The 26,879-nt window shown below is 41.7% G+C and carries 20 protein-coding genes; 6 read left to right on the top strand and 14 right to left on the bottom strand.

What is annotated here, in order from left to right; genetic code table 11:
* Nucleotides 1–207 precede the first annotated feature (207 nt).
* Nucleotides 208–2,031 carry a lipoyl synthase gene (lipA, locus tag AXF23_RS11690; RefSeq protein WP_107625406.1) on the top strand — a complete coding sequence of 608 codons (1,824 nt, stop codon included), beginning with the start codon at nucleotides 208–210 and terminating at the stop codon, nucleotides 2,029–2,031.
* A 130-nt stretch (nucleotides 2,032–2,161) separates the two neighbouring features.
* On the opposite strand, the gene AXF23_RS11685 is transcribed toward lipA, so the two are convergent.
* Nucleotides 2,162–3,325: an OmpA family protein gene (locus tag AXF23_RS11685; protein ID WP_107625405.1), complete on the bottom strand. Its 1,164-nt coding sequence runs from the start codon at nucleotides 3,323–3,325 to the stop codon at nucleotides 2,162–2,164.
* A gap of 1,486 nt (nucleotides 3,326–4,811) precedes the next feature.
* Here AXF23_RS11685 and AXF23_RS11680 point away from each other — a divergent pair.
* From AXF23_RS11680 to AXF23_RS11670, 3 genes are read left to right on the top strand one after another with little or no spacing between them, the layout of a single operon-like run.
* Nucleotides 4,812–5,612 (top strand): hypothetical protein, encoded by an 801-nt coding sequence (locus AXF23_RS11680; protein WP_107625404.1) that lies wholly within the window; start codon nucleotides 4,812–4,814, stop codon nucleotides 5,610–5,612.
* A gap of 2 nt (nucleotides 5,613–5,614) precedes the next feature.
* Nucleotides 5,615–6,820, top strand: coding sequence for a DUF4280 domain-containing protein (locus tag AXF23_RS11675; RefSeq protein ID WP_107625403.1), 1,206 nt, complete (start codon nucleotides 5,615–5,617; stop codon nucleotides 6,818–6,820).
* On the top strand, nucleotides 6,817–7,428 hold the full coding sequence (locus AXF23_RS11670) for a DUF8188 family protein (protein ID WP_107625402.1): 612 nt from the start codon (nucleotides 6,817–6,819) through the stop codon (nucleotides 7,426–7,428). The genes AXF23_RS11675 and AXF23_RS11670 overlap by 4 nt, the downstream gene beginning before the upstream one ends.
* 859 nt (nucleotides 7,429–8,287) lie before the next feature.
* Here the strand turns inward: AXF23_RS11670 and mutL are convergent.
* From mutL to guaB, 6 genes are all read right to left on the bottom strand, one after another.
* Nucleotides 8,288–10,177 (bottom strand): DNA mismatch repair endonuclease MutL, encoded by a 1,890-nt coding sequence (gene mutL, locus AXF23_RS11665; RefSeq protein WP_107625401.1) that lies wholly within the window; start codon nucleotides 10,175–10,177, stop codon nucleotides 8,288–8,290.
* A gap of 8 nt (nucleotides 10,178–10,185) precedes the next feature.
* On the bottom strand, nucleotides 10,186–10,476 hold the full coding sequence (locus tag AXF23_RS11660) for an Ntn hydrolase family protein (RefSeq protein ID WP_107625400.1): 291 nt from the start codon (nucleotides 10,474–10,476) through the stop codon (nucleotides 10,186–10,188).
* A gap of 28 nt (nucleotides 10,477–10,504) precedes the next feature.
* On the bottom strand, nucleotides 10,505–12,379 hold the full coding sequence (locus AXF23_RS11655) for an OstA-like protein (protein ID WP_089367003.1): 1,875 nt from the start codon (nucleotides 12,377–12,379) through the stop codon (nucleotides 10,505–10,507).
* A gap of 53 nt (nucleotides 12,380–12,432) precedes the next feature.
* Nucleotides 12,433–13,878, bottom strand: coding sequence for a peptidylprolyl isomerase (locus tag AXF23_RS11650; RefSeq protein WP_107625399.1), 1,446 nt, complete (start codon nucleotides 13,876–13,878; stop codon nucleotides 12,433–12,435).
* A gap of 17 nt (nucleotides 13,879–13,895) precedes the next feature.
* Entirely contained in the window at nucleotides 13,896–15,320 is a 1,425-nt protein-coding gene (locus AXF23_RS11645; RefSeq protein WP_107625398.1) for a peptidylprolyl isomerase, read from the bottom strand.
* Nucleotides 15,321–15,394: 74 nt separating this feature from the next.
* Nucleotides 15,395–16,879: an IMP dehydrogenase gene (guaB, locus tag AXF23_RS11640; protein WP_107625397.1), complete on the bottom strand. Its 1,485-nt coding sequence runs from the start codon at nucleotides 16,877–16,879 to the stop codon at nucleotides 15,395–15,397.
* Nucleotides 16,880–17,210: 331 nt separating this feature from the next.
* Here guaB and AXF23_RS11635 point away from each other — a divergent pair, with 331 nt between their 5' ends.
* Together AXF23_RS11635 and AXF23_RS11630 are read left to right on the top strand one after the other, a co-directional pair.
* On the top strand, nucleotides 17,211–17,699 hold the full coding sequence (locus AXF23_RS11635; RefSeq protein WP_107625396.1) for a Dps family protein: 489 nt from the start codon (nucleotides 17,211–17,213) through the stop codon (nucleotides 17,697–17,699).
* 292 nt (nucleotides 17,700–17,991) lie between these two features.
* Nucleotides 17,992–18,480, top strand: a complete 489-nt coding sequence (locus AXF23_RS11630; RefSeq protein WP_107625395.1) for a Dps family protein — start codon at nucleotides 17,992–17,994, stop codon at nucleotides 18,478–18,480.
* 266 nt (nucleotides 18,481–18,746) lie between these two features.
* Here the strand turns inward: AXF23_RS11630 and AXF23_RS11625 are convergent, their stop codons facing one another.
* From AXF23_RS11625 to lptB, 7 genes are all read right to left on the bottom strand, one after another.
* Complete coding sequence (locus tag AXF23_RS11625) at nucleotides 18,747–19,058, bottom strand: helix-turn-helix domain-containing protein (protein ID WP_089367007.1); 312 nt, start codon at nucleotides 19,056–19,058, stop codon at nucleotides 18,747–18,749.
* Between the two features lie 3 nt (nucleotides 19,059–19,061).
* Nucleotides 19,062–19,412 carry a type II toxin-antitoxin system RelE/ParE family toxin gene (locus AXF23_RS11620; protein WP_089367017.1) on the bottom strand — a complete coding sequence of 117 codons (351 nt, stop codon included), beginning with the start codon at nucleotides 19,410–19,412 and terminating at the stop codon, nucleotides 19,062–19,064.
* A gap of 281 nt (nucleotides 19,413–19,693) precedes the next feature.
* Nucleotides 19,694–21,877, bottom strand: a complete 2,184-nt coding sequence (recQ, locus tag AXF23_RS11615; RefSeq protein WP_009012658.1) for a DNA helicase RecQ — start codon at nucleotides 21,875–21,877, stop codon at nucleotides 19,694–19,696.
* A 100-nt stretch (nucleotides 21,878–21,977) separates the two neighbouring features.
* The gene (gene clpX / locus AXF23_RS11610; protein WP_107625394.1) at nucleotides 21,978–23,216 is read right to left on the bottom strand and encodes an ATP-dependent Clp protease ATP-binding subunit ClpX; all 1,239 of its coding nucleotides are present in this window, start codon (nucleotides 23,214–23,216) and stop codon (nucleotides 21,978–21,980) included.
* A gap of 9 nt (nucleotides 23,217–23,225) precedes the next feature.
* Nucleotides 23,226–23,918 (bottom strand): ATP-dependent Clp endopeptidase proteolytic subunit ClpP, encoded by a 693-nt coding sequence (gene clpP, locus AXF23_RS11605; protein WP_107625393.1) that lies wholly within the window; start codon nucleotides 23,916–23,918, stop codon nucleotides 23,226–23,228.
* 178 nt (nucleotides 23,919–24,096) lie between these two features.
* The gene (gene tig, locus AXF23_RS11600) at nucleotides 24,097–25,461 is read right to left on the bottom strand and encodes a trigger factor (RefSeq protein ID WP_107625392.1); all 1,365 of its coding nucleotides are present in this window, start codon (nucleotides 25,459–25,461) and stop codon (nucleotides 24,097–24,099) included.
* Between the two features lie 440 nt (nucleotides 25,462–25,901).
* The gene (gene lptB, locus AXF23_RS11595) at nucleotides 25,902–26,729 is read right to left on the bottom strand and encodes an LPS export ABC transporter ATP-binding protein (protein WP_009012654.1); all 828 of its coding nucleotides are present in this window, start codon (nucleotides 26,727–26,729) and stop codon (nucleotides 25,902–25,904) included.
* Between the last annotated feature and the right edge of the window lie 150 nt (nucleotides 26,730–26,879).

The following is a 26,879-nucleotide window of genomic DNA, read 5'->3' as shown; positions in this document are numbered from 1 at the left end:
ATTTAAACTGATTAATTCGACTGCAAAAATACGAAAAGTATAAGAGCGATGATTGCTTTTTGCATTTTTTAAGGGTTGTATATTAGTCTTATTGAGCTAATAAGGCTAATAAGACTAATAGTGCCTTCCTCACTATTTTCCTCACTTTCTTTTCTTTCTTTCGTAAATTTATTTGTACATTTGCCCTATCAACAATCAATACCAACGATGAAATATATACTACTTCCTAAACCAGATACTATTCACCAACTGCCCTTCTATTTCGCTGTGGAGGAATACGTAGCCCGTCACTACACCAATGATGACTACTTCATGGGGTGGCGAGTGAACCCTACGGTAATGTTAGGACGCAATCAGCTGATTGATAATGAGGTCAATACAGACTACTGTAAAGAGCACAAGATAGATGTTTTCAGACGAAAGAGTGGTGGAGGCTGCATCTATGCCGACAAGGGATGCATACAGTTCTCTTACATCTCACGTGCTGTCAATGCCAATGAAGCCTTTGCACAGTACATGCACCGAATGGCCGAACTACTACGAGGACTGAATATTAACGCACAACTATCGGGACGAAACGACATTCTCATTGACGACACGAAGGTGTCGGGATGCGCCTTCTATCAGCTGTCGAATCGTAGTGTTCTGCATAACTCCCTACTCTTCGACACCCAACTCGACCACCTCTCTAATGCGCTCACTCCTGCAAAAGAGAAACTACAAAGCAAAGGAGTGGCATCTGTCAGACAAAGGGTAACGAATGTTGCATCCTACACACAGTTAGATATCTTGGCTTTTATGGACTACGTACGACAGGAAATGTGTGGTAAGGAGGTGCTCGAACTAACGGAGGAAGACATGAAGGGTATTGCTGAGATTGAGAAAGAACTATCTTCTGACGACTTTGTCTATGGTAAGAATCCCAAATACTCTCTCGTTCGCAAGCATCGTTTTGAAGGTATCGGAACACTTGAAGCACATATAGAACTGAAGAACAACATCATAGGGAGCATCAATATGGTGGGCGATTACTTCCTTCTTGGCGATATCGACCACGATTTCCTCAGCCTGCTAAAAGGCTGTGAGTTCACAAGAGAGGCGGTGGAAGAGAGGTTGGATGGCATCGACCTATCTACTATCATTCGTGGCTTGAAGCTACGACAGTTCTTGCGTCTACTCTTCGGACGTGAGCCACACGTGATGAAACCAGCCTGGCTTAAGATTGACCTTACATCGAAGAAGTCGACTGGTGAGACGGCTGGCATCCTTGCCAAGCATCATCTGAACACTATCTGTACGAGTGGACTCTGCCCTAATCGCTCGGAATGTTGGATGGCACGTACGGCAACCTTGATGATTGGCGGTGACATCTGTACTCGAAAGTGCCGTTTCTGCAATACGTTAAGTGGTCGTCCCAGACTCCTCAATCCTGATGAGCCACGCCATGTAGCTGAGTCAGTGAGAGCTCTTAAGCTACGATATGCCGTCATCACCTCTGTCGACCGTGACGACCTGCCCGATTATGGTGCCGCCCATTGGATAAAGACCATCGAAGAGATACGCCGTTTGAACCCCGACACAAAGATAGAACTGCTTATCCCTGACTTTATGGGAAAGGCCAACCTCATACGACAAGTCATGGCAACACGCCCCCACGTAGCAGGACATAACATGGAGACAGTGCGTCGTCTCACACCATCAGTACGCTCCGTGGCACGCTATGAACGCAGTTTAGACGTTCTGAGAGAGATTGCCAACTGTGGTGTCATTGCCAAGACAGGGTTTATGCTCGGCTTAGGTGAGACCCACGAAGAAATCTTAGAGACTATGGACGATATCCTTTCAACTGGTTGCCAACGCCTCACACTCGGTCAGTATCTCCAACCTACTGTCGACCACCTACCTGTCAAGGCCTATATCACGCCTGAAAAGTTTGCTGAATATAAGCGGATAGCTTTAGAGAAAGGTTTTAAACATGTTGTAAGTGGACCGCTCGTCCGCTCGTCTTATCATGCTGCTGAAGGCATTTAGGTCATTACTTTCACGATAGGGAAGGCAAAGTATCAATGATAAATAAGATGATATTGGGCCTATTAGGCCAATAAGCCTAATAAGCCCAATTATTCCTATCGTTATAAACAATATCTTTATGGTACTTTCCCTATTCAGTTATCTGAACCGTTGCACGGCGGTTGAAGGAAATAGGAGATAAGGTCTCTACCCCACCCTTACCGACAGTCGTAATCTTATTATTCTCAATACCCATCTTTACAAGCTCATTAGCAACGACAGCAGCACGTCGCTCAGACAGTTTCTGGTTGTAGGCAGCAGAGCCCGTTGCACTGTCAGCATAACCTGTCACAAGGAGGTTATTATTATTGTCCTTAGCATACTTCGCAAGAGCCTGTACGTTTACGAGGTCTTTCTGAGAAGCGATTGTTGCCTTATTGATGTCGAAGAATACTGAAACAGGAGTTGTTACCAACTGCTTAACTGACTCCGACACAGTCTCAACAGGCTTCTGATTTGACAGTTCATTACGAAGACGTGCATTCTCTTCCTCTGCGTCTTGGAGGCGTGCATTCAGTGCGTCAAGGGCTGCTTGATGCTGTGCGTTGATCGTCTCCATATCTGGTGTCCTGCTCCAAGTACTCTTACCAATATTGAAATTCAGACCGATTTCTGCATAAAGGTTATTGTCATGCGACTCCCATCCACGGCGCTCATTACTTGCGTAAGCCGCCCCATCGAGGTCGCCCTCATAACGATTCCATCCTGCTTCAAGATAGACACGCATCCCCTTTGACACCTTCCAAGAAGATTGAAGGCCTGCACTCAGTCCCATTGCATAGCGATTAGCCGACATAGAACGGCCAACACCAGCACCAGCAAACGGAATGACGTTCCATACTCGGTTCTCATTGTAACCGCAAAGAAGGTTACTCAGATTGAACATCACTTGCTCTTGTGCTATCCAATACTTATTACTATTGTCGAGCTGAGAAGCAGGATTACTGTCAGCTCCGACACGCTTGCCCCAGATACCTTGTATCTTCGTGCGAAGACCGATACCCGGTGTGAACCACTTACCAATGGCGAAGGCTGCACCCGGCTTTGAACGGAAATCCTTCAACGGACTAATAGCTGCATCACGACCATGTTCTTGATTAGAATACCACGCATTCCAGTCTGCACCAAGCTGTACAAACCAATTATTCCAGAACGAGTTTGTGGCAACACTATACTTCTCGGTAAGCACCTCTTCTTGGGCCGAACCTGTCAACGACACGCCCGCCAATGCCAATACTATCAAAAACTTTCTCATAACTTATTACTTTTAAGAACTTATTCATTTCGTCACACTCTCTACCAACTGGGAAATAAGTCGGTTCACAAAGATAGTAATTAAAATCTATCACAGCCGCTTTTTCATGAAAAATACAATTTATTTAACGTTGTACAAATAAGTAAAGACTGAATGACGGGATGGAAAACAAAGGAAAAAAAGGAAGAAGAAAAGACTCAATAACAGCATGATAAACAATGGTAAAAGATACATATTTATCAGACAATGGATATGCCGTCTCTTGTCAGTTGAATATGTTTATAGCTTTATGAAAAAGTACAACAAAACGAAATGATTATATTTGCTATTCAAAATAAAAGCACGAAGATGAAAGCTACTCACAACATACAGGTATTCAAACAGTTACAAGCATTGTTCAAGAAGACGCCTAACAAGCTTCAAGAAGGGCGTTAGCAACACTCAAGAAGGGCATGTTCTCGAACGTTGAAGGGCATCTTCTTGCACATTAAAAAGCAGGTACTGGTTTTAAGAAGTACGAAAAGGATTTACAACAGAACTCTGTTCTTCATTTATTACAACACCATCTATCGCTCGTTCTCTTAATCTTCCCCCAAAGTTTTAAGCACGCAGAGAAATGCTGACCCCTCCCCCATCTCTTCCCCCAAAAGGAAGGGCGTAATCACCGAGATACCTCTATAGCTAATCATCAACACCTAACAATTAACACCCAACACCCAACAATAGCAGAAACGCTCTGTGTCATCGGTTGACTTAATGTCTCTGTCTGCCTTTGTAAGCTCTGTTCTTCTGTGTAGTTCTGTGAGTAAAAGGGATCTCTTTAGGAAGCTCGATTGAAAAGGGCAACTAAGTCTTGAACTTTGACGAAATGTCACACAGAGTAATAGAGAATACGGAGAATTATCAAACACAAAGTACTGATAGTCATGGAGGTACCGTCGACACGGGGAACGACAGAAGTAGTTTGCCAGTTTTATTAGACAGTCTATACCCCAAGCATTTATCTCAGAAATTATCAGAAATCAGTACGCTATATCTCCGTCCCCCTGTGTGTCATATTATATAAGAGTTTTAGTTTATCACTCCATATTTCAGAAGAACCAAAAAGGAGAGGTTAACACTAACCTTACTTGATTATCTTGTGTGGCTCTCTCTACAATAATCTCTTACAATGAAAGCTAATAGTAGATGCCGTTGCTATGGTCTATCTTGTCATCTCACTTCTCATAAGTGCTTGACTTTTACCTGTCATTTTATTTGTTATTCTAATGCTTTTTCTTTATATTTGCACTTGACAAATAGGATTGTAGTCCTCTTCCTCTTTTCCTACATATTCTATAACAATATTTACTAATTCTATATAAACCGATATGATAGATTGGGGAGAAGAAGGGAGCCCATGGCGTAACCTATTTGAGAAACAGAATTATTTGATAAGACTGTCAAGTACAGATGTGAACAGAAAGTGTTGAACCGTATAGACGGAATGATAACAAGCCATTCTGATACACGGCGTGAAATATCTTTGCAGTATGACTCCAAACTGCAAAACAACAGGTTTAAAGGTGAAGTGACGGAGAGTTTTGTCAAGATACGACCAGACAACATGATGCCAGCTCTGGAGTTATTGGATAAGATTGATAGTATCAAGTGTCATGCAGAGGTTACTATTGACACGCAGACTGGCAAGATTAACAAAGTGGTGAACTTTGAAGAAATCAAGAAACGCTGGGAGGAATACCGTGCGGAGATGTTCTATACTATCAATTCTACAATGGGCCAAGGCTCTAACGAAGGCAAGCAGGTGGAGAAGTTTACTGACCTTATTGACAAGCAGTTCGTTGATGAGCCAACCTTTAGAACAGAACTCTCGGGTAAGTTGTTTTATGATGTTTTCTTTGATAAGTATCTTTTAGGGAAAAAGCTGGAAGATGAGAAGTTCGAGCAAACCTTCTATTCTTTCCTCTTTGACCAAACTCCTATTAAGACTTCTCTTACGCAAGAGGTTACTACAGATGAGGAGACGGGACTGAAGAAGATATCACGTTACATCTCAGCTGACGACCAGCGTACAAAGTTCGTCAATGAGTATGGTATCATGAGAACCTATAAGGAACGCTATCAGCCAATTATCAAGTATAGCTTTACGCAATATAATTATGAGTTCTATCATGATATCCTCCTTGCAGATGACGGACTTCCTCAAGAAATCAAGGTGAATATCATCGAGGAGGTAAAGAATAATATTGAGATATTGGTAACTTATCGTATTCACAGACTGAAATAACTATGGCACAATCATATATACCTGCTGGCACAGATGTTATCTGTACGGAGATGTTGTCTACATTACCCAGCCAAATCGTTACGGAGAGAGACGCTAAAGTCTTGTATGGCAAAGAGAATAAAGCATTACTCAATATTTGTGACAAGAAATTAACATGTCAGTTGAAATGCCGTATCAAAGTTTCGTATTATGAGGGGCTTGGTAGTTTGCTTTTGGGTTTGACATTGGGAGCAGCTGCTGTTACATTTTCTGTTATAACCTTTGGTGCAGGTACAGCTGTTGTTGCAGCAGCTGTCATTACCACTGGCGCTTTAGGTGGAGCTGCTATTTTTTATTCTAACAAAGCGGATGACTGTAGACAAGCACCGCATGAATGCGATAGTACAAAAGGAGGCACGTGGGAGTTGTTCCATCGTAAAGTTTATATAGAGAAGGCAAATGCTCTTTTGGAACGTTCTTTCCTTACTTGTCAAAAAGGAGGGATTGTCTCTTTAGTGATGAGTCATGAAAAAGCTCTTGAACTATCTAAGAAGATTAGCGATAGTAATAAGAAGATATTAGAGTTGAATTTATATTCTAATGCTTTACAAGGTTTAATTGGTTCAGGTGCTAATGCCTTTAAAGCATCAAGCGGTTGGGATGTGGCAGGACTTATCATTGGTTCTGGATTGGCGGTGTATGATTATGTTTCGGGGGCAGACGAGAACTATCGTAATAAAAATATGCAGAATCAGCATGAATATGCTCGTAAAATCTTAAAAGGGGAGCAGGCTGAGTTGGAAGCAGATGGTAGTATCTTGAAACCGGAAATGGGACGTGATGCTGGAGTAAGCGGTGTTCTAACTGCAGGAGAGGCTTCGGTAGGTGTTATTGGAAGTAATGGCGAAGTTCTCAAAACTCTTGGACGTTGGGGTGCAGAAGAAGTTTCTCAAGGTAACAATGTTTCCAGAGCTTTCTGGAGAGTGTTTGCAGGAAGAACAGCTAAAAATGTTGGAAAGCAAATGGTAAGTAAAAGTATTAAAGATATTATAGATAAAACCAATTTGCAGAAACTTGGAGTGGGTGTCGTTGCGTCCATGATAAGTAATAGTATAGAATTGGGTATGAATAAAGAAGAGAATGACTTATATAAGGAGTTTATTGATAAGATAAATGATGCCCGAGGAGAAAGTAAAGGAGGTATTAATATAAAAGCGGTAGGTCAATGAAAAGAATCTTTAACCATATTCCAATGGTATTAGTAGGACAGATTATAGGAGGTATGTTGGTTGTCCCTTTTATATACTTCCTTATCAATAAATTGTATTTTCCATATAAATATAATGATAATGTTGAAGTTTATGCTGAAGAATATATAAAAAAATCAAAGCGTATCAAGGTTTATATGAATGACTATGACTCTAAGATGTATTTGTCTAATCTTGAACCAGAAACCAAGACATTAGAGACCTTTATGGTGAAGATGGATGGTAATTATTTTACTAATCCTGAAGCACGTTACATCCCTTTCTATAGTCCTGAGTATAAGAAATATTTCAGTATTATGTATTTTGATTTTCCTAAAGTCTATGGTTATGACAATAAAGAAGTATACTTGACAGTAAATGAGGATGAAATGAGCAACCCAGCGTATGGTACAAAGGACAATCCTGTTCCTGTTCTAAAGATGGTGGGAGTTCATGAATCCATTAGAGACAATGACAGAGATTATGACCAAGCATATATGGACAGTTTCTATCATAACAATGTCATACGTTACTTGAAATATAAGATGCCAAAGGAGGAGTTTGAAAGACGATTCAAGAATAAAGAGTAAGGTTATTCTGTAATGAGTAAGAATCGGTTTAGCAAGTAGGGGAGAGAGAAAATCCAAGCACATCAGTTATGAGAAATATCTTTAAATATATTCCAATGGTCACCTTAGGTCAGATCTTAGGTACCGTAGTCGGTTTCCCTTTGTTGTGTTTCCTTATCAATATATTTAGGTCTTCCGATATATAGTGATAACTAAAACTCTCATATAATAAGGCATACGGAGGGAAAGAAGGGACGGAGGTAAAGGCAATGCCACAGAGCTGCCGATGGCACAAAGAGCGACAAAGGTGTAGCGTACAGATTCCTGATTAATTCTGAGAAAACTGCTTTGGGTATAGAGTTTCTAATAAAACTGGCAAACTACCGCTGTCGCTCCCCACACCGACGGAGTCTCCGTGACTACCGTTGCTTTGTTTCATAACCCTCCATACTCTCCATTGCACTGTGTGATATTTCGTCAGGGACCTAAGTTTAGGCAGCTCATTATCACACTAAAATTCTGAAGGCCCTCCTTTTTCCATCTACCTTATAGAGGTATAGCAATCGTCACTCTCCTTCAGCCAGTAAATGCCAGTTTGGAGAAGAAGATTGGGGTGAGAACTCATCTCCTCTTCTGGTGCGTTTCGATTTTGCTGTCATTACTGTCATTAGGATTCATCATCTAACTAACTTATTTACAGTACGATTGCACGAAATGTTAAAACTGACAGCAACTAAAAAGAAAACTTATAATAGAGTAATCTACAAACTTTAGAGACATTATCGAACATTAACTCAGAAGGATATTAATAAACTATAAGCCCTATTAGGCCAATTAGCGCTAATAAGGCTTATATAACAAACTGTCATAAAAGAGACAATTAACTATGAAAGAGATGCTCTATATCCTGTTGCTTCATAATCGCAATTACTGGTTCGCCAGAAGGAGTATAGTTGACATTACCGCACGCAAAGAGTTCGTTGACAAGATTATCCATCTCAAGGCCACTCAACACCTGACCTTGTGGAATAGCCGCATTACGAGCGAGACTTAATGCTAAGGCCTGGTCTATTTCTTCCTTAGCACTTGCTCCACTCTCCATTGCTGAGGCCACCATATCACTGATAAGTGTCACAACATTTAACCCTTCGATACCAGCAGGGACACCATTGACAGCATAACTCCCTCCACCAAGACTATCAAGTTGGAAGCCCATCTCAGCCATCTCTGGTAAGATCTGGTCGAGAACAACTTGGTCGGACACAGAGAACTGAACCATCTCAGGGAACAATACCTTCTGAGAATGTACTTTATGTTCGGACAATCGACGTAAATACTCCTCATAAAGGATACGGATATGTGCACGATGCTGATCGATAATCATCAGTCCCGATTTCACAGCTGTCATGATATAACATCCCTTATACTGATAATGCAATGGTGCCTTGTCTTCTATCAAAGACTCTTCAACAGGCTGTGTGACAGCAGAAGGAATAATAGAACCCTCCTCCACAGCATTGGTTCCAGTACCCAAGCTACTGGTAATCATCTCATCTTCATTCTGATCAAAGAGCTTAGACTGACGAATCTCACCACCAGAACCCAAGTCTGTATAGAGTTCTTCCCATCCATCAGAAGCCGAAGTCTTTACAGAAGAAGACTGCTTGAAAGGATTATAATTAGGATTAAAGTCAATCTTTGGTGCAGCCGTACCAGTATTAGGATTAAACACAGGAATATCTGGTTTCCCCTCTGTATCAAAGTCAATAGCAGGGATATCATTAAAACGTCCTACCGCTTCCTTAACAGCTGCAAGCAGAATCTGCCAAATAGCTTGCTCGTTCTCGAACTTAATCTCAGTCTTAGTAGGATGGATATTCACATCAATATTCTCAGCAGGCACATCGAAGTAAAGGAAATAAGGAACCTGCTCGCCTTGAGGAATGAGTCGGTCGAAAGCCGTAAGAACAGCCTTATGGAAATAAGGATGTTTCATATAGCGCTCATTGACGAAGAAATACTGATGGGGTGCCTTCTTCCTTGCTGCCTCTGGTTTACCTACAAAGCCGTGGATATGACAAAGAGTCGTATCAACATCTATCGGTAACAGATCTTGATTGAGTCGTTTACCAAACACCTCAACAATACGTTGACGATAGCTACAAGAACGAAGGTTAAAAAGTTCTGTCCCATTACTGTGAAGCGTAAAAGATACCTGTGGATAGACCAATACGATACGCTCAAAGGCAGTGATGATATTATTAAGTTCTGTAGTATTCGACTTCAAGAACTTACGACGAGCTGGTACGTTGAAGAAGAGATTTTCTACCAAGAAATTACTTCCCACAGGACAAGAACAAGGTTCCTGCCCAGTAAAACGACTTCCTGCAATAGAGAGATGTGTACCCAAATCCTCACTCGCCATACGTGTCTTCAATTCAACCTGAGCCACTGCGGCAATAGAAGCCAATGCCTCCCCACGAAACCCCATCGTACGAAGAGAGAAGAGGTCGTCAGCCTTACGTATCTTAGACGTGGCATGCCGTTCAAAAGAAAGGCGTGCATCCGTCTCCGACATACCTTTCCCATCATCGATAACCTGAATAGAAGTGCGGCCAGCATCAACGACCAACACATCAATGTGCGTTGCTCCAGCATCAATGGCATTCTCCACCAACTCCTTAATAACAGAAGCTGGACGCTGGATAACCTCACCAGCAGCTATCTGATTGGCTACACTGTCTGGGAGAAGTTGTATAATATCACTCATGAATAATCCTATAAAGCTATAAATAAAAATAAGATAAGAAGGGCGATAACACCTGCCGAAAGAATCAACGATACCCACATAGCCGTAAAGCGATTACGTCGATGATGCAACATCTGTGGCTTCAAGGAATCGCCTAACTTGCGCTGTAACTCCTCTCGATACTGACGTTCGGATACCTCCTTCCCATCCACCTCACAGCGTGCACGCTGCTCTATATCGTTTAGCAATTCTTTTCGCTCGTCAACAAACATATATTCATGATGGAAACGACGCGGACGTGATGATTGAAAGAAAAGCATTTCATTATGAACTTTAAGTAAAACATCGTCATTCTATATGCTGACGAGGAGGCAAAGACACTCTCGCATTACGTACGGTAGCACTTGTTTTACGTGCTGCACGACGGAAGATATCATTTTTATCCTTAGGACGAACCTCATCAAAAAGCTCAAAGTGAGGTAGTTTCAGCTTGTCGGGAGGAATCTGTGTCATCGGACTAATGACACCATTCGCTTTTGGCATCCATATCTTCTGAAGTCTTCGCTCAGGTGAGATAAACATCCGTAACGTATCTGTTTCGGTATAATCATGTCCTATCAGCGTACTATCTTTATCCGTATGATAATAGATAACTTCCACATTACCCCAAGCGTCTACACGCCGAACAACACCCTTCACAAAGTCTGCCCGCATATCCTTAGAGGATATCTGGTTGAAATATTTACCTCCTGATAGCTTTTCTATGGAGAAAGCATTACCATAGACAAAGGCCTGGCGGATGGTTGAGTCGTTCATATATGCCTTAATAGAATCACCCACTAACTGACGTGTTCCACTCCACACAATAGGATAATCATACATCGTCATGCAGGAGTCCTTAGAGTTAGCTATAACAAATCCACATACAGCTTGCACATCGGTACGATAAGCACGCACATTATTCACACCATAGATTTCACGATACATTTGTGGCGTGTTCATGTGAAAACCCTTCATACTGATTGTATCCGCATGAACAAAGAGGGTATCACCCTGAGAGAAATCCTTAGCAACAGGACCAGGACTACCTCCGAAAGCGATCGCAGCAGAGTCGGTATAATGTAGGTAATCGCCATAGAAAGCATGCTTACCTTTATAATCAATATAATAGACATTACCTTCGCCCGTTCCTTCATGTGTGTTACTATTATAACTAAGGTCGCGACCAGTGACAGTGCGTTGCTTCAGTTTATCAACAATCTTTACATTGCCATGCCCTTCACTGTACCCAGTTTTAGCATTATATGTCACCTCATCGCCAGTAATAACACGTTGCGCCTTACGATCATCAATCTTTACATTGCCACGTGCATTACTGTGTCCAGTCTTTTCATTATAGAAAACGTCTTGACCAATGATGGTACGATTGTTTGCTTTATCAACAATCTTCACATTCCCATGGCCTTCTGCATCACCCGTCGTACTATTATAAATAATGTTATCACCCTCAACATCCTGCTTAGGAGAAGTGATTGTTGAGCGGCCATTTAGTTCCATGTGGTCGGTCTTACTATTGTAAGTACCATCAGTCGTATGCACGACCTCACCTTTAGCCGTCTTTATAACAGACTTACCGATAACGTGGACAAGTCCCGTCTCCGTGTTACCATGTGCTTCCGGGGTAGTAATACGATACTTCGGAGTGTACATCACAACATTACCAAAGAAGTTGGCATCATGTGTCTCCGTATTATAATCACCCTGATCAGCAACAACAGTGTTCCCATTATAGACCAGCGTACCACGTCCACCAAAGTAATTGGCCACCTTTGAAGCAGTGTTATAGTCCAAACTGTCACAACGAAGCGACCGCCCAGGCTCTCTAACAACCACCTTACCACGTGCATGTACCATCTGTCCAAAGCCATCATAATGTAAGCGTTGGCAGTCAAGGTTCACTCCACCAGGGCGAGTGATATGCACACGGCTGAAAGCTTTAAACCAATTAGACTTCTCATTGAAATAAGCACTATCGCACTTAAGCGTCATACCCTTATATCGGAAACGAACATCGCCTTTAGCAATCATCACATCAGGCATTTCCAATTGATTATGACGTAGATTGTCGGCATGGTCAATATAGAACTTATCTCCCTTCTTCTCCGTTGCATTCTGTGCTCGGAGCGACTGGGATTGCCATAGCCCAAACAGGCATAGAATCATAATTAACAAGATTCTATGCCCGCAAAATGTATCTTTATACTTGCTGTTTATTGTCATTTAAGCCAACCTTCGTATTGGAAATTACAACTCTTATACCGAGGATTAATCCGCACGTATGTCTCTTTTACTTTCTTCACAACCCAATCGTGCAGAATTTCCTTTCTGCGTTTTGCCGTGACGATATCACGCATTGCTTGGAAGTCTTCTGTGATTGTTGCTCTATGTTCTGGTATACGTTCCTTCAACTTCACGATTGCACAAACGACTTTACCACGTGCATTGGTCATCTGGAATGGTACAGAAATCTCCCCAACCTTCATCGTATCAACAACACGAGCCACCTCTGTCGGAAGATCCTTCATCTTAAAACGTGATGTACGAGTATTCTCTTGAGAGTTAACCATCAATCCATGGTTGTTCTTCGTGTCCTTATCATCAGAGAGATAAGCTGTTGCATCCTCAAATGTAAACTTACCCTTTTGGATATCCTTACCTATCGAATCTAATCGCTCCTTAGCAGCATCGATAGAAGCAATTGACACATTCGGCTTCAAAAGGATATGACGAACGTTCACCTTATCACCTCGACGGTCTATCAGCTGAATGATATGGTAACCGAACTCGCTCTCCACAACCTTTGACACCTTCTTTGGATCCGTCAGATTAAAAGCTGCAGCAGCAAACGCTGGATCAAGTACACCACGTCCCATATAGCCTAACTCACCACCTTGACGAGCAGAACCTGGGTCTTCTGAGTAAAGACGAGCCAAGGTTGCAAAAGAAGTCTCACCCTTTGTCACTCGGTCTGTATAGTCACGTAGTAAGTTCTTAATACGATTAACCTCCTCAGGCTCAACCTTTGGAGTCTGTGTAAGGATTTCTACCTCAACCGTTGTTGGAATCATAGGAATACTATCAACGGGGAGTTTCTTAAAGTACTCGCGTACTTCAGCAGGCGAAACCTTCACATCACTTACGAGCTTCTCTTGCATTTTCTGTACAAGCAGACGGTTTTTATAGTCGTCATGTAGGTCCTGTCGGATCTGCGTCATACTCTTGTTTTGGAACTGCTCAAGCTTCTCCTTAGAACCTATCTGTGGCAAAGAAATCCAATAGTTAATCTGTTGATCAACACCCTGTGCAATCTCCGACTCAGAGACTTCAACACTATCGATAGCCGCTTGGTGAAGGAATAATTTCTGAACTGCAATCTGTTCAGGCAGAATACACTCAGGATCACCATTCCATTTCACTCCTTCAGCCTCACTCTGAAGCTTCATTATCTCTACTTCTGACTTCAAGATAGGTTCATCACCTACTACCCAGATAACCTCGTCAACAACACTATTCGGTTTGTCTACCGCTGCTGTATCGGCCTTCATTGAGTCTGACAGAGCAATAGGTTGACCGCTGGGACGGAATGCACCAGCATGCAGCCCCATTGCCGTGAGAACTGTCCCTACAAGTAGGACGACTGTTTTTCCTTTATTTATCTTCATTGAAATGCTGTATTATCTTAATGCTTATTGACTGTTGAAAGAACATTCTTGTCAACAACTACCTTATATCTCTTGCGCAATGACTCTACCCACGCCTTCTCAAGTTCCTCTTGATAATTTGATACAACGAGGTCACGCACATCATCCATGCTCTCTGGTGCTTTTATCTTCTTACCATAAACGGCGTCTATAGGATATCCAGCAACAGGTTTCACAGTTGTCTTCTCACCAAAGACGTCACGATCTACCAATGCATTATCGCCCTTTCGAAAGATTCCCTTTTCTACACGGATACGAATCGTGTTATCTGCATTGAACTTATCACGTAGCTTCTCTGCCCATTGATTGAAAGGCACATCCTTAACGCATGCCTTCACAGCTTCCACATCTTCCTTCTTCTTTACATGATAGGCTATACCCTTAAAACGTGGCTCTGTCCATTTATATTGTTTCTTATGCTTAAGGAAATAAGCTTCCAACGCCTTCTCATCCTTGGCCGCTTTATCCCAAACGGTACGATTACTCATCTCTATCATCAGCAGACCGTCATAATACTCACGGATAAGATTCTTGAGATTTACATCTTCCTTCTCTAACGAAGAAAGCTTCTTTGCAAGAATTTCTTCTTGTGTAGCTCCCTTCCCTTCACTCTCCACAAGTGAATCAAGCTTCTGTTCGATTATTTGGTCACGCAATCCCTGCATCTCAATATAGCGCATGATATCAGGATGTAGCGTCTCATAACTTGGGAATTCCTCGCGACCTATCATCTTGATGATGTGATAACCAAAAGGAGAAAGAACAGGAGCACTTATCTCTCCTGGCTTCAAAGCAAACAGCACCTTCTCAAACTCTGGCACAGTCTGACCTTTCTGAAGATGTAGTAACTCACCACCATTCTTGGCAGAATTAACATCTGTAGAATATTTCTTTGCCAGTTCTGCAAAATCAGCACCACCACGAATGGCTGTATAGATAGAGTCAGCCAACTGCTTCACTGTCTCAGCCTCTTCCTTATCAGCACTCTGTAACATCCCGATAAGGATATGTGCGCAATGCCACATACCTCCATTAGCTTCTACTTGCTGCTTTGCTTCACGATACAATTTATGTCCTTCAGCCTCAACATCAGCATCTGTAATAAAGGTTGGGCGCACCTGCTGGTCACGATAACTTAAGAACTCTTTCTTAAAAGAGCTGAGTGTGTCAAGGTGTGCGTCGAGCGCAGCCTGTACCTTCAGTTTGTAATTGATAAAGAGATTAACATACTCATCTACACTCTTCTTATCAATCACTCCATCAGCATTATTCTTATTATATGAATACTCAAATTCCGAACGGCTCACAGGCTTGCCGTTGATAGTCATTATTGTTGGGTCAGTTTGTCCGTATGCCATTGTCGTGGAGAGCAATACTACTGACAAAATCGCTTTGAATTTCATTGTTATTCTTTTAACGCAGGGACCCTCTCCCCCGAAAGACAGGGAAGAGGGTGAATATTTTTCGTCTTTTACTATTACTCTGGACGTGAATAGTTCGGTGCCTCACTGGTAATGGTAATGTCATGAGGATGACTCTCCATCACACCAGCATTAGTGATACGTGTGAACTTTGCGTTATGTAAGTCTGCTATAGATGCTGCACCACAATAGCCCATACCTGAACGAAGACCACCGACAAGCTGATAGATAACTTCTTGGACAGTTCCCTTATAAGGAACACGACCAGCGATACCCTCTGGAACGAGCTTCTTCACATCACCAACATCATTCTGGAAATAACGGTCACGTGAGCCATTCTTCTGTTCCATTGCCTCCAATGAACCCATACCACGATAACTCTTAAACTTACGTCCATTAAAGATAATGGTGTCACCAGGTGACTCTTCCGTACCAGCAACCAATGATCCTACCATCACACTGCTACCACCTGCTGCCAATGCCTTAACGACATCGCCGGAATAACGCAATCCGCCATCTGCAATCAATGGTACTCCCGTTCCCTCTAAAGCCTTATAAACATCATAAATAGCGCTCAACTGTGGTACACCAACACCTGCTACAACACGTGTTGTACAGATAGAACCTGGTCCTATACCAACTTTAACGGCATCAGCTCCATTGTCTACCAAGAACTTTGCAGCCTCACCTGTTGCTATATTACCTACTACAACATCAAGGTTAGGGAAAGCAGCCTTCACGTCATGCAACTTTCCGATAACACCAGCAGAGTGACCATGTGCTGTATCTATTACGATTGCATCTACACCTGCAGCTACAAGTGCTTGTGCGCGCTCCATCGTATCAGCTGTGACACCGACACCTGCAGCAACACGCAGACGTCCCTTCTCGTCTTTGCAAGCCATTGGCTTATCCTTAGCCTTTGTGATATCCTTATAGGTAATCAGACCAATAAGGCGGTTGTCACGATCGACAACAGGCAACTTCTCAATCTTATTTTCTTGAAGAATATGTGCTGCTGCTGTGAGATCAGTCTTTTGATGTGTCGTAACGAGATTCTCTTTCGTCATCACGTCATCAATAAGTTTATCCAAATGACGCTCGAAACGGAGGTCGCGATTGGTAACAATACCCACAAGATGGTTATCCTCATCAACGACAGGGATACCACCAATATGGTAGTCTGCCATCATCTGAAGTGCATCCTTCACCGTACGACCCTTACGAATAGTCACAGGATCATAAATCATACCATTCTCTGCACGTTTCACAATAGCCACATGACGAGCCTGATCTTCAATGCTCATATTCTTGTGAATCACACCGATACCTCCCTCACGTGCTATCGCAATCGCCATAGAACTCTCCGTAACGGTGTCCATCGCTGCTGTGACGAAAGGTACGTTAAGATCTATGTTACGTGAAAACTTGGTTTTCAACACCACCTCTTTGGGCAGTACTTCTGAATAAGCCGGAATTAAAAGGACGTCATCGTAGGTTAAGCCGTCCATTGTGATTTTGTCTGCAACAAATGATGACATAATTGTATTTTAGAAATTTATTGCATGCAAATTTAGCAATTAAATATCAAACAGACTGGTTTTTTCCGTTTTTTCTCACACCTTATTAAAAGTATTTAATATTTCCCTTTACCGTCTTCCCTACTTTTCGACTATCGACTCCTTCACACATACAATTATTCACATACTCTTTAACCTTCTTAATTGCTTATAACTAACTTATTATCAGCACATATAAGTATATTATAGATTAAATCAATGCCCGTATAGATAATATCTGTTGTGGTAGAATAACAAACTCACTAACTTTGCACTCGTAAACAAGAAACAACAACTTAAAAATATATTCAAGATGAAAAGATTAGAAGTATTAGGATTAAACGAAAAGAAAGTAGAGAACATAGTAAACGAACTATCAGTTTTGTTGGCCGACCTTCAGGTGTTCTATAGCAACCTCCGTGGTTTTCATTGGAACGTAAAGGGACATGGGTTCTTTGTAATGCACAGTAAGTATGAGGAACTTTACAACGATGCAGCAGAGAAGGTTGACGAGGTTGCTGAGCGTATCCTTCAGTTGGGCAGCAATCCTGAAAGCTGCTTCAGTGCATATCTGCAATCAGCTGAGATTAAAGAAGCTGGTGTCGTTAGCTGTAGCAAAGAGGCTGTTGACTTGCTCTTGGGTTACTACAAGACACTGATTGCACGTGAGCGTAGAATTATCGAGGTTGCTTCTGACGCACACGATGACACTACAGTTTCATTGATGAATGACTTCCTCATTCAGCAGGAGAAGACTGTTTGGATGCTCGTTGCTGTTAGCTCACAGAGTTGCGCTGAATAATACAGAAACATTATCATATATAAGTAAGGGGCTGAGTCAAACTTGAAGACAAATCATTGCCTCAGCCTCTACCAATTATAGACATAGATATCTGTAGTCTATGCATACAGTTGAGTATATCTCACATGAGCATAGAACTTATTAAGATTAGGAAAAATACTGATTGTCAATACATAAAAAGCATTGATATATATAAAATAATATAAAAAATAGTCATTCTCTATTGCTTTATAAGATATAACCGCTATCTTTGCTATTGAGAATTAGAATTATTAACTTAAACGTATTTAAGATGAAAAGATTAGAAGTATTGGGTTTAGACGAGAAGAAGGTACAGCACGTAGTAGTAGATTTATCACTCTTACTGGCAGACCTTCAGGTATTCTATAGCAACCTTCGTGGTTTCCACTGGGACGTAAAAGGACATGGTTTCTTTGTAATGCACAGCAAGTATGAGGAGCTTTACAACGATGCAGCAGAGAAGGTTGACGAGGTTGCTGAGCGTATCCTTCAGTTGGGCAGCAATCCAGAAAGCCGCTTCAGTGCTTATCTGGAAGTTGCTGAAATCAAAGAGGCTGGCGTTGTTAGCTGCAGCAAAGAGGCTGTTGACTTGCTCTTAGATTACTACAAGACACTGATTGCTCGTGAGCGTAGAATCATCGACCTTGCTACAGAGGCACACGATGACACTACAGTTTCATTGATGAATGACTTCCTCGTTCAGCAGGAGAAGACTGTTTGGATGCTCGTTGCTGTTAGCTCACAGAGCTGCGCTGAGTAATTCATCAGATTATAATATATTGCCAAGAGGCTGAATCATAAGTTAAAGTGCACGTCATGTGCATTGATTAGAAGGCTCTATTGCAGGATTAACTATACTTATTATCCTCACCATTAGCCATCGTCAACTTTCTAATTCAGCCTCTTTCTTTATTTCTTCTCATGAAAAGAAGAAATTATTCTCATGAAAAGAAAGATTTATCTTCATGAAAAAAAATATTTCTTCTCGTGAAGATAAATCATAATAGACATCTTTCAGTGATGTAACTAACCAACAACAAGTGCAAACCGAAGTCCTAAAGCATTCGCAATCTGCATAAAAGTAGATAGCTGCATATCACTGTTTCCACGCTCGATATTAGAGATATACTCTCGCTTCTTACCTATCTTATCTGCCAACTGCTGCTGTGTCATCTTCTGTTGCTTACGTTGTTCTTTCAGTAGTTCAGCATAGTAATAAGCTTTCGCACGTGCCTCGAACGCCTCACGTTCGGGAGAGCCTAAGTCCCCATACTTCTCCTTCAAGTGTTCTGAAGAGGTGTGCAACTTTGCTAATCTATTTTCATCTAACTTTATCATAACTTATTCCTCCATGTAATTCTCCAATAATCTATAAGCTTTATTTATCTCACGTTTATATTGTTTCGTATCTTTCTTCAGAAAAGAATTCAGATAGAGAATCTTCGTTGCTTGCATAAAACTGGCAGCATTTACCGCAAACAAGATTGTACGATACTCATTACTGCCTACTGAAACACGTGCCTCATAGAGGTCAGTATTCTCTAAATGCTTCACATACTTCTTCTTTACAACATCTTGTGTTTTAATAATATGCTCCACATAATCATATTTCTCTTTAGTTCTTAAATCCAAGCTTGCATAATAAGCTTCATACTCTAATGAGTAAAGGATTTCTCTTACAACTTTATCCATAGGCAAAGGTAACAAATAGATTACATATATCCAAACAAATGGAAGGGTTTAATTACTTTATTAAGGCTTATAAAGGGTATTAACACTTACTTTTAAGGGGAGAAAGGTTCAGCTTTATATTAGATTCTCAGAGGGTAAAAGGGCACTCAAGATTCGTATGTATTAAAGGAAATAGGCACACACAACTCGTTTCATCGTAGCAAAGAGAAGTTAACGATGAGAAGGGTACGAGCTGTGAGTGCCTACGGATAAATATAATATCATCACTTTGACGGCGAGAATTAATTAGCCATCTCTGACAAGAACTTAATGCGTACGAGGCGTATCTCCTCTTCGCTGTAGTCACCATCAAGTTCTTCCATTGCAGCATTAAGACTGTCAGTCTCACTATCCATGAAATAATCATAGATATCATCTATCTGGTCTTCATCATAGACATCCTCAAGGAAATAGTCTATGTTAAGTTTTGTACCACTATAAACAATCTCTTCAATCTTTGTCAGCAGGTCATCGAAATCAAGTCCCTCAGCAGACGCAATATCATCAAGCGGCAACTGTCGGTCGATACTTTGGATGATCTTCACCTTCTGCATTGATTTCTTTGCCACCGTCCTGACACGTAATTCCTCTGGACGTTCTATGTTGTTTTCCTCACAATGATGCTTAATTAGCTCACAGAACTCCTTCCCATAGCGTTTTGCTTTCCCAGCTCCTACGCCTTGGATATTCTGTAATTCCTGCTCATTGATAGGATACATCATCGCCATCTGCTCCAAAGAGACATCTTGGAAGATAACATAAGGCGGTATCTCCAACTTATGTGCAATATCCTTACGGAGCTTCTTCAGCATGGAGAAAAGTTCTGGATCAAGGACTGCCGAACTTACGATTGGTTCATCGTCATCGTCATCATCCTTAAACTCAGTATCCATAACAATCATAAACGACTCTGGTGACTTCAAGAAACGCTTACCAGCTGCTGTTAGTTTCAGCAACCCATAGTTCTCTACATCCTTCTTCAAATAACCCGCTAAAAGAGCCTGACGTATAACAGGATTCCATATCTTTGGGTCTTCGCCTTCGCCTGCACCGAAGTCATCTAACTCATCGTGCTTATGATCTTTCTGGTCGTCTGTAGCCCTACCACGCACAAAGTCAATAACATACTCCTGTCGGAAATTCTCTTTTAAGGTCTTCACAGCCTGTAGAACAATAAGTAGCTGCTTCTCAGCCTCAATCTTTGTCTTAGGATGCAAACAGTTATCACACATAGAGCAGTTACACTTTGGATAGTCTTCACCAAAGTAATGTAAGAGCATTTTACGGCGACATACAGACGACTCTGCGTATGCCTCTGTTTCTTGCAACAGTTGACGCCCTATGTCCTGTTCGGCTATAGGTTTCCCCTCCATAAACTTTTCAAGTTTATTGAGGTCTTTCTTAGAATAGAAAACAATACATATACCTTCCTCACCATCACGTCCTGCGCGTCCTGTTTCTTGGTAGTAACCCTCCAGACTTTTCGGTATATCATAATGTATAACGAAGCGGACATCAGGTTTATCGATACCCATTCCAAAAGCAATCGTGGCTACAATAATATCCAACTCTTCCATAAGAAAGTCGTCTTGAGCCTTAGAACGTGTCTCAGAGTCAAGCCCTGCATGATAAGGTGCTGCCTTAATATCATTAGCTTTAAGAATGGCTGCCAACTCTTCTACCTTCTTACGAGAAAGACAATAGATAATTCCACTCTTACCAGCGTGCTGCTTTATAAACTTAATGATTTGTTTATTCGTATCATCATCACTCTTCTTTGGCCGCACTTCATAATAGAGGTTTGGTCGATTGAACGAACTCTTAAACTCGGCACAATCCTCAATACCTAAGCTACGTACGATATCTGTACGTACCTTATCAGTAGCTGTAGCAGTAAGAGCGATGACTGGAGCTGTCCCAATCGACTCAATTGCACAACGTATCTTACGATACTCTGGGCGAAAATCATGGCCCCATTCGGAGATACAATGTGCCTCATCAATAGCGTAGAAACTTATCTTTACCGACTTTAAGAACTCCACATTCTCCTCTTTATTCAGTGATTCAGGAGCAACATAGAGTAGTTTTGTTCGACCAGAGACAATGTCTGCTCTGACCTGGTCTATCTCCCCTTTCTTTAGAGAAGAATTGAGATAATGAGCTATACCATCCTCTTCACTGATTCCATTAATGACATCTACTTGGTTTTTCATTAATGCAATAAGCGGAGAAACAACAATAGCTGTGCCTTCCATAATCAATGAAGGGAGTTGATAACAAAGGCTTTTGCCACCACCGGTAGGCATTAGCACGAAAGTATCCTTCCCATCAAGAAGATTACGGATAATAGCTTCTTGGTCGCCTTTGAACTTGTCAAAGCCAAAATAATGTTTTAGTTTTTCGGTAAGATTGACTTCTTGTGTCATGTTAATAGCTGGGTATATTTCTATACTTTACGGTTCTGTAGAAATAACACAGCCCACGGATGTGAATAGTTCTTCACATCGGCAGGCTGTATATATAGGTTTATGAGGCAGTATCCGACTTCTGAATATGAGCCTTATCAAGTTGTTGACGCACATACTCTTCCGTCACCTCAAATGATTTAATACGTCGTGATGGTACATCAAACATAGCATCCATCATCACAGCCTCAACTATTGAACGCAAACCACGAGCTCCAAGTTTATACTCAACGCCCTTGTCTACGATGTAATCAAGTGCTGCCTCTGTGAAAGTCAGTTTGATACCATCCATGTCAAACAGCTTGATATACTGTTTTACAATAGAGTTCTTCGGTTCAACAAGTATCCTCCGTAACGCCTTTCTATCCAACGGATTGAGATAGGTGAGCACAGGCAGACGTCCTATAATCTCTGGAATAAGACCGAAAGATTTCAAGTCTTGAGGAAGAACATACTTCATCAAGTCGTTCTTATCAATCTTTGCAACGTTCTGTACAGAGTTATATCCGACCGTATGGGTATTCATTCGTTGTGCAATCTTACGTTCTATACCATCGAAGGCACCACCACAAATGAAAAGAATATTACGAGTATCAACGTGTATATAATCCTGATCAGGATGCTTACGACCACCCTTTGGCGGTACGTTAACCATTGTTCCCTCCAAGAGTTTCAACAAACCCTGCTGCACACCCTCACCACTTACATCACGTGTAATGCTTGGGTTATCGCTTTTACGTGCTATCTTATCAATCTCATCAATGAAGACAATACCACGTTCGGCAGCAGCAACATCAAAATTTGCCACCTGCAAGAGACGTGAGAGGATACTTTCCACATCCTCACCTACGTATCCAGCCTCCGTAAATACCGTTGCATCAACTATCGTGAAAGGAACATCAAGGAGCTTAGCAATGGTACGAGCGAGCAAAGTCTTACCCGTACCTGTAGAGCCAACCATGATGATATTACTCTTCTCTATCTCCACACCATCATCGTCCTTAGGCTGCTGTAAACGTTTATAATGGTTATAAACAGCCACAGAAAGATAGCGTTTCGCCTCGTCCTGACCGATTATATATTCATCAAGATATTTCTTAATCTCTCTCGGTTTAGGAACTTTCTTGAGCTTGAAAGCCTCGCCTTCGCCATTCTTTCCCTGTGCCAACGCACCTGTCTCCATGACGATATTGTAGGCTTGCTGTGCACAATCCTCACAGATATAGCCATTCAAGCCTGTGATAAGAAGTTTTACATCCTTCTCACTACGACCACAAAAACTACATTTCTTTGGGGGCATTCTTATCCTTTACTTTGCTTCTTCCGAAGTGTTACTTACTGATTTTCTCACAAGAACCTCATCAATCATACCATAGGCCTTGGCTTCATCCGAAGTCATCCAGTAGTTACGATCACTGTCATTCCACACCTTCTCAAATGGTTGATGGGAGTGTTCGCTGATGATTGTATAAAGTTCTTTCTTGAACTTCTGTATCTCTCGTGCCTCAATCTCAATATCCGAAGCTTGACCTTGTACGCCTCCTAATGGCTGATGAATCATTACTCGGCTATGTTTCAGCGCTGATCGCTTACCTTCCTTACCTGCAACAAGCAGGACGGCAGCCATAGATGCGGCCATACCAGTACACAACGTTGCTACATCACTGGATATAAATTGCATGGTATCATAGATACCTAAACCTGCAGTAACGCTTCCGCCAGGAGAGTTGATATAAATTGAGATATCCTTACCTGGGTCAACAGAATCCAAATAGAGCAACTGTGCCTGAATAGTATTAGCTGAATAGTCATCAACCTGAGTTCCAAGGAAGATGATACGTTCCATCATAAGACGAGAGAAAACATCCATCTGCGTTACATTCAGCTGACGCTCTTCAAGAATATATGGATTGAGATACTGCGCCTGTGCACGCATAACGTCGTCAAGCACCATACCATTCATCCCAAGATGCCCTGTGGCAAACTTTCTAAAATCGTTCATTGTTTTCCTTTCTATATATTTTTATTATGACAAAAATAGAGGTTATCGACCTCTCTTACCATTGCCATCAATACAAACATTATGCCACTCCATGCGACAAGGGCTTGTATATCTAAAGCAAAGATAAGCAAAAAAATCGATAACCCCTCTATATAAAGGAAGATTTTTACTAAAAATGTTACTCGCTTACAAGTTTATTGAACTCTTCAAGACTTACTGTCTTAACATTCAACTTTACTACGTCTTTGATTACTGCTGCGAGTTTGCGATCGAGTGCAGCCTCTACGAAGTTGTCAATGTTCTCACGCTTCTTCAACAACTCGTCTGCATAACCATTCAGATAGTCCTCTGGTACATTGGTCATACCGTACTGAGCGAACTGTGCACGTGCCATCTGACGAGCACTCTCACGAACATCATCATCATTAACCTTGATGTCATGATCATTAGCCAACTGCTCCTTAATCAAGTGCCATGTCAACTCTTTGATGCTCTGTGCATAGTTCTTCTCTACAAACTCCTCACCCTTATCTTGGTTGTTAGCCAACATAATGCGCTTCAAGATAGCATCTGGGAAAGTTAATTCACCAACCTTCTTCTCACAGTATGCGCGAAGATCCTGAATAAACTTATAGTCTGAGTCGCCCTTCAACTGCTCTTTCAAGCCTTCAGCAATCTTGTTACGGAAATCTGCCTCCGTCTTGATGTCAGCATCCTCACCATATACATTCTTCCAAAGGTCCTCATTATTTTCGGCCTTAACGAAGCGTGAGATCTCTGTTATCTGATAAGAGAAGTTACCCTTATGCTCGGCTACCTCCTCTTTCTTAATCTTCAAGAGTGAAGAAACCTCTATTTCATTATCTGGATAAGCTGCTGTTGGGTTAAAGGTAATGATATCACCGAGCTTAGCACCATCGAAGAGTTTCTTCTGATCCTCAACCTTGATATACTGTGGCATCAATGATGCACCCTCAACAGTGATACCACCTTCGAGTGTGTTTCCATTCTCATCCAACTCGCGAAGGTCACCCTTCAGTAAGTCACGCTGCTCTGGATCGAAGCTCTCTGCCTTGTCATAGTGACCTGCACGGCTCTGGAACATCTCTACCTGCTGGTCGATCAACTTGTCATCAACAGCTATCTCGTAGAAATCAATCTTGTTCTTACCGTTCAATTCAATCTTGAACTCTGGTGCTACAGCTATATCAAACTTGAACACGTAAGGTGCTGGTTTCTCCAAGTCAACAGCTTCCTGTGACTCAGAACCCATAGGCTGACCCAACATCTGAATCTTGTTATCAGTGATGTATTTCTGTAGGTTCTCTCCAAGAATCTTGTTAATAGCTTCCATCTTCACCTGTGGGCCGTACTGACGCATAATCAGTCCCATAGGCACCTGGCCCTGACGGAAACCAGGAACATTGGCACGCTTGCGATAATCCTTGAGGGTTTTCTCTACCTCATCCTTGTAATCAGCTTCCTCAACAGTGATGGTCATTAAGCCATTCACTTTGTCGGCATTCTCAAATGAAATTTTCATCTTTGATGTTTATATTTATGTTTATTATTATTTATCAAAAGCATGTGTTTACAAGAGGACACACTTATCCCTTATAGACTTTGAAATGCAAAGATACTTAAAAATTCGCATAACCTTATAATATATAAGGGGAAATTTGTTTTTTTAACCAAGATAAGCTACTACAGCAGCCTATATCGGGTGCTATCTCCTTATGATTATGCCCCCTTAGAACGAACTTTTATATCGATTCTTCCCGTCAGTTGCCTCTCTTCCGAGACCCTTTCTTTTCCAAGAATAAATCTGGTTGCGAATTATTTTCATGAAAAAAAATATTTATTGTCATGAAGAAAAATATTTCTTGTCGTGAAAAAAAATATTTTTTTTCATGAAAATAATTCGATAAAGCTGATATGCTACCTCAAATAAGACGCCTGTAAAGAGAGGGATAGTCCCTGTTTTTACCTCTCATTAGCCTCTTCCTGCGCCCGTTTACGCTGGTCGAGCAACTGGAAGTCTTTCTTCTGTAGAATGAAGTCAGTACCGAGGTATTTCTCTTTTACTATCTTATTAGCGGCCAACTCCTCTGGAGTTCCCTTAAAGAGGATGCGACCTTCGAAGAGAAGATAGGCGCGATCGGTAATATTCAGCGTCTCATGTACATTATGGTCGGTGATGAGGATGCCGATATTACGGAATTTCAAGCGCCAAACAATGTGCTGGATATCCTCAACGGCGATAGGGTCGACACCCGCAAAAGGCTCATCAAGCATGATAAACTTTGGGTCGATGGCCAGACAGCGGGCTATCTCGCAGCGACGACGCTCACCACCAGAAAGACGATCACCAAGGTTCTTACGCACCTTCTCCAATCGGAACTCGCGGATAAGACTTTCCATCTTGTCGATGCGTTCTTGCTTAGAAAGCTTCGTCATCTCTAATACGCTCATGATATTATCTTCCACACTCATCTTCCGAAAGACACTCGCCTCTTGAGGAAGATAGCCTATACCAGCACGTGCACGCTTATAAACAGGGAAATTCGTAATCTCTTGATCGTCAATGTAAACGTGTCCTTCATTAGGAACAACCAGACCTGTCGTCATATAAAACGACGTAGTCTTTCCCGCACCATTTGGTCCGAGCAACCCAACAATCTCTCCTTGTTTCACATTGATGCTCACACCATTGGCTACTGTTCGCTTTCCATATCGCTTCACCAGCTTCTCCGTACGAAGAATGCTTCCCTCGCCTTCTGGGCGTACAACAATATTATCTGACTCTGACATAGTTTTCTCTTTTAAGCAATTGGTGCAAAATTACGAAATAAAAAGCAGATAGCAATCATAAAGACGTGAAAAGAAACAAAAGAAGAAGACGGAGAAAGGAATAACGAGAAACGGCAAACAGGCATCGATGGGAATTTTTCTCTCCGTGAA

It is taken from the genome of Prevotella sp. oral taxon 313, assembly GCF_003043935.1.
Classification (GTDB): Bacteria; Bacteroidota; Bacteroidia; order Bacteroidales; family Bacteroidaceae; genus Prevotella; species Prevotella jejuni.
Note: the sequence above shows the minus strand (reverse complement) of the source record. Positions and strands in the feature narration are given on the sequence as shown.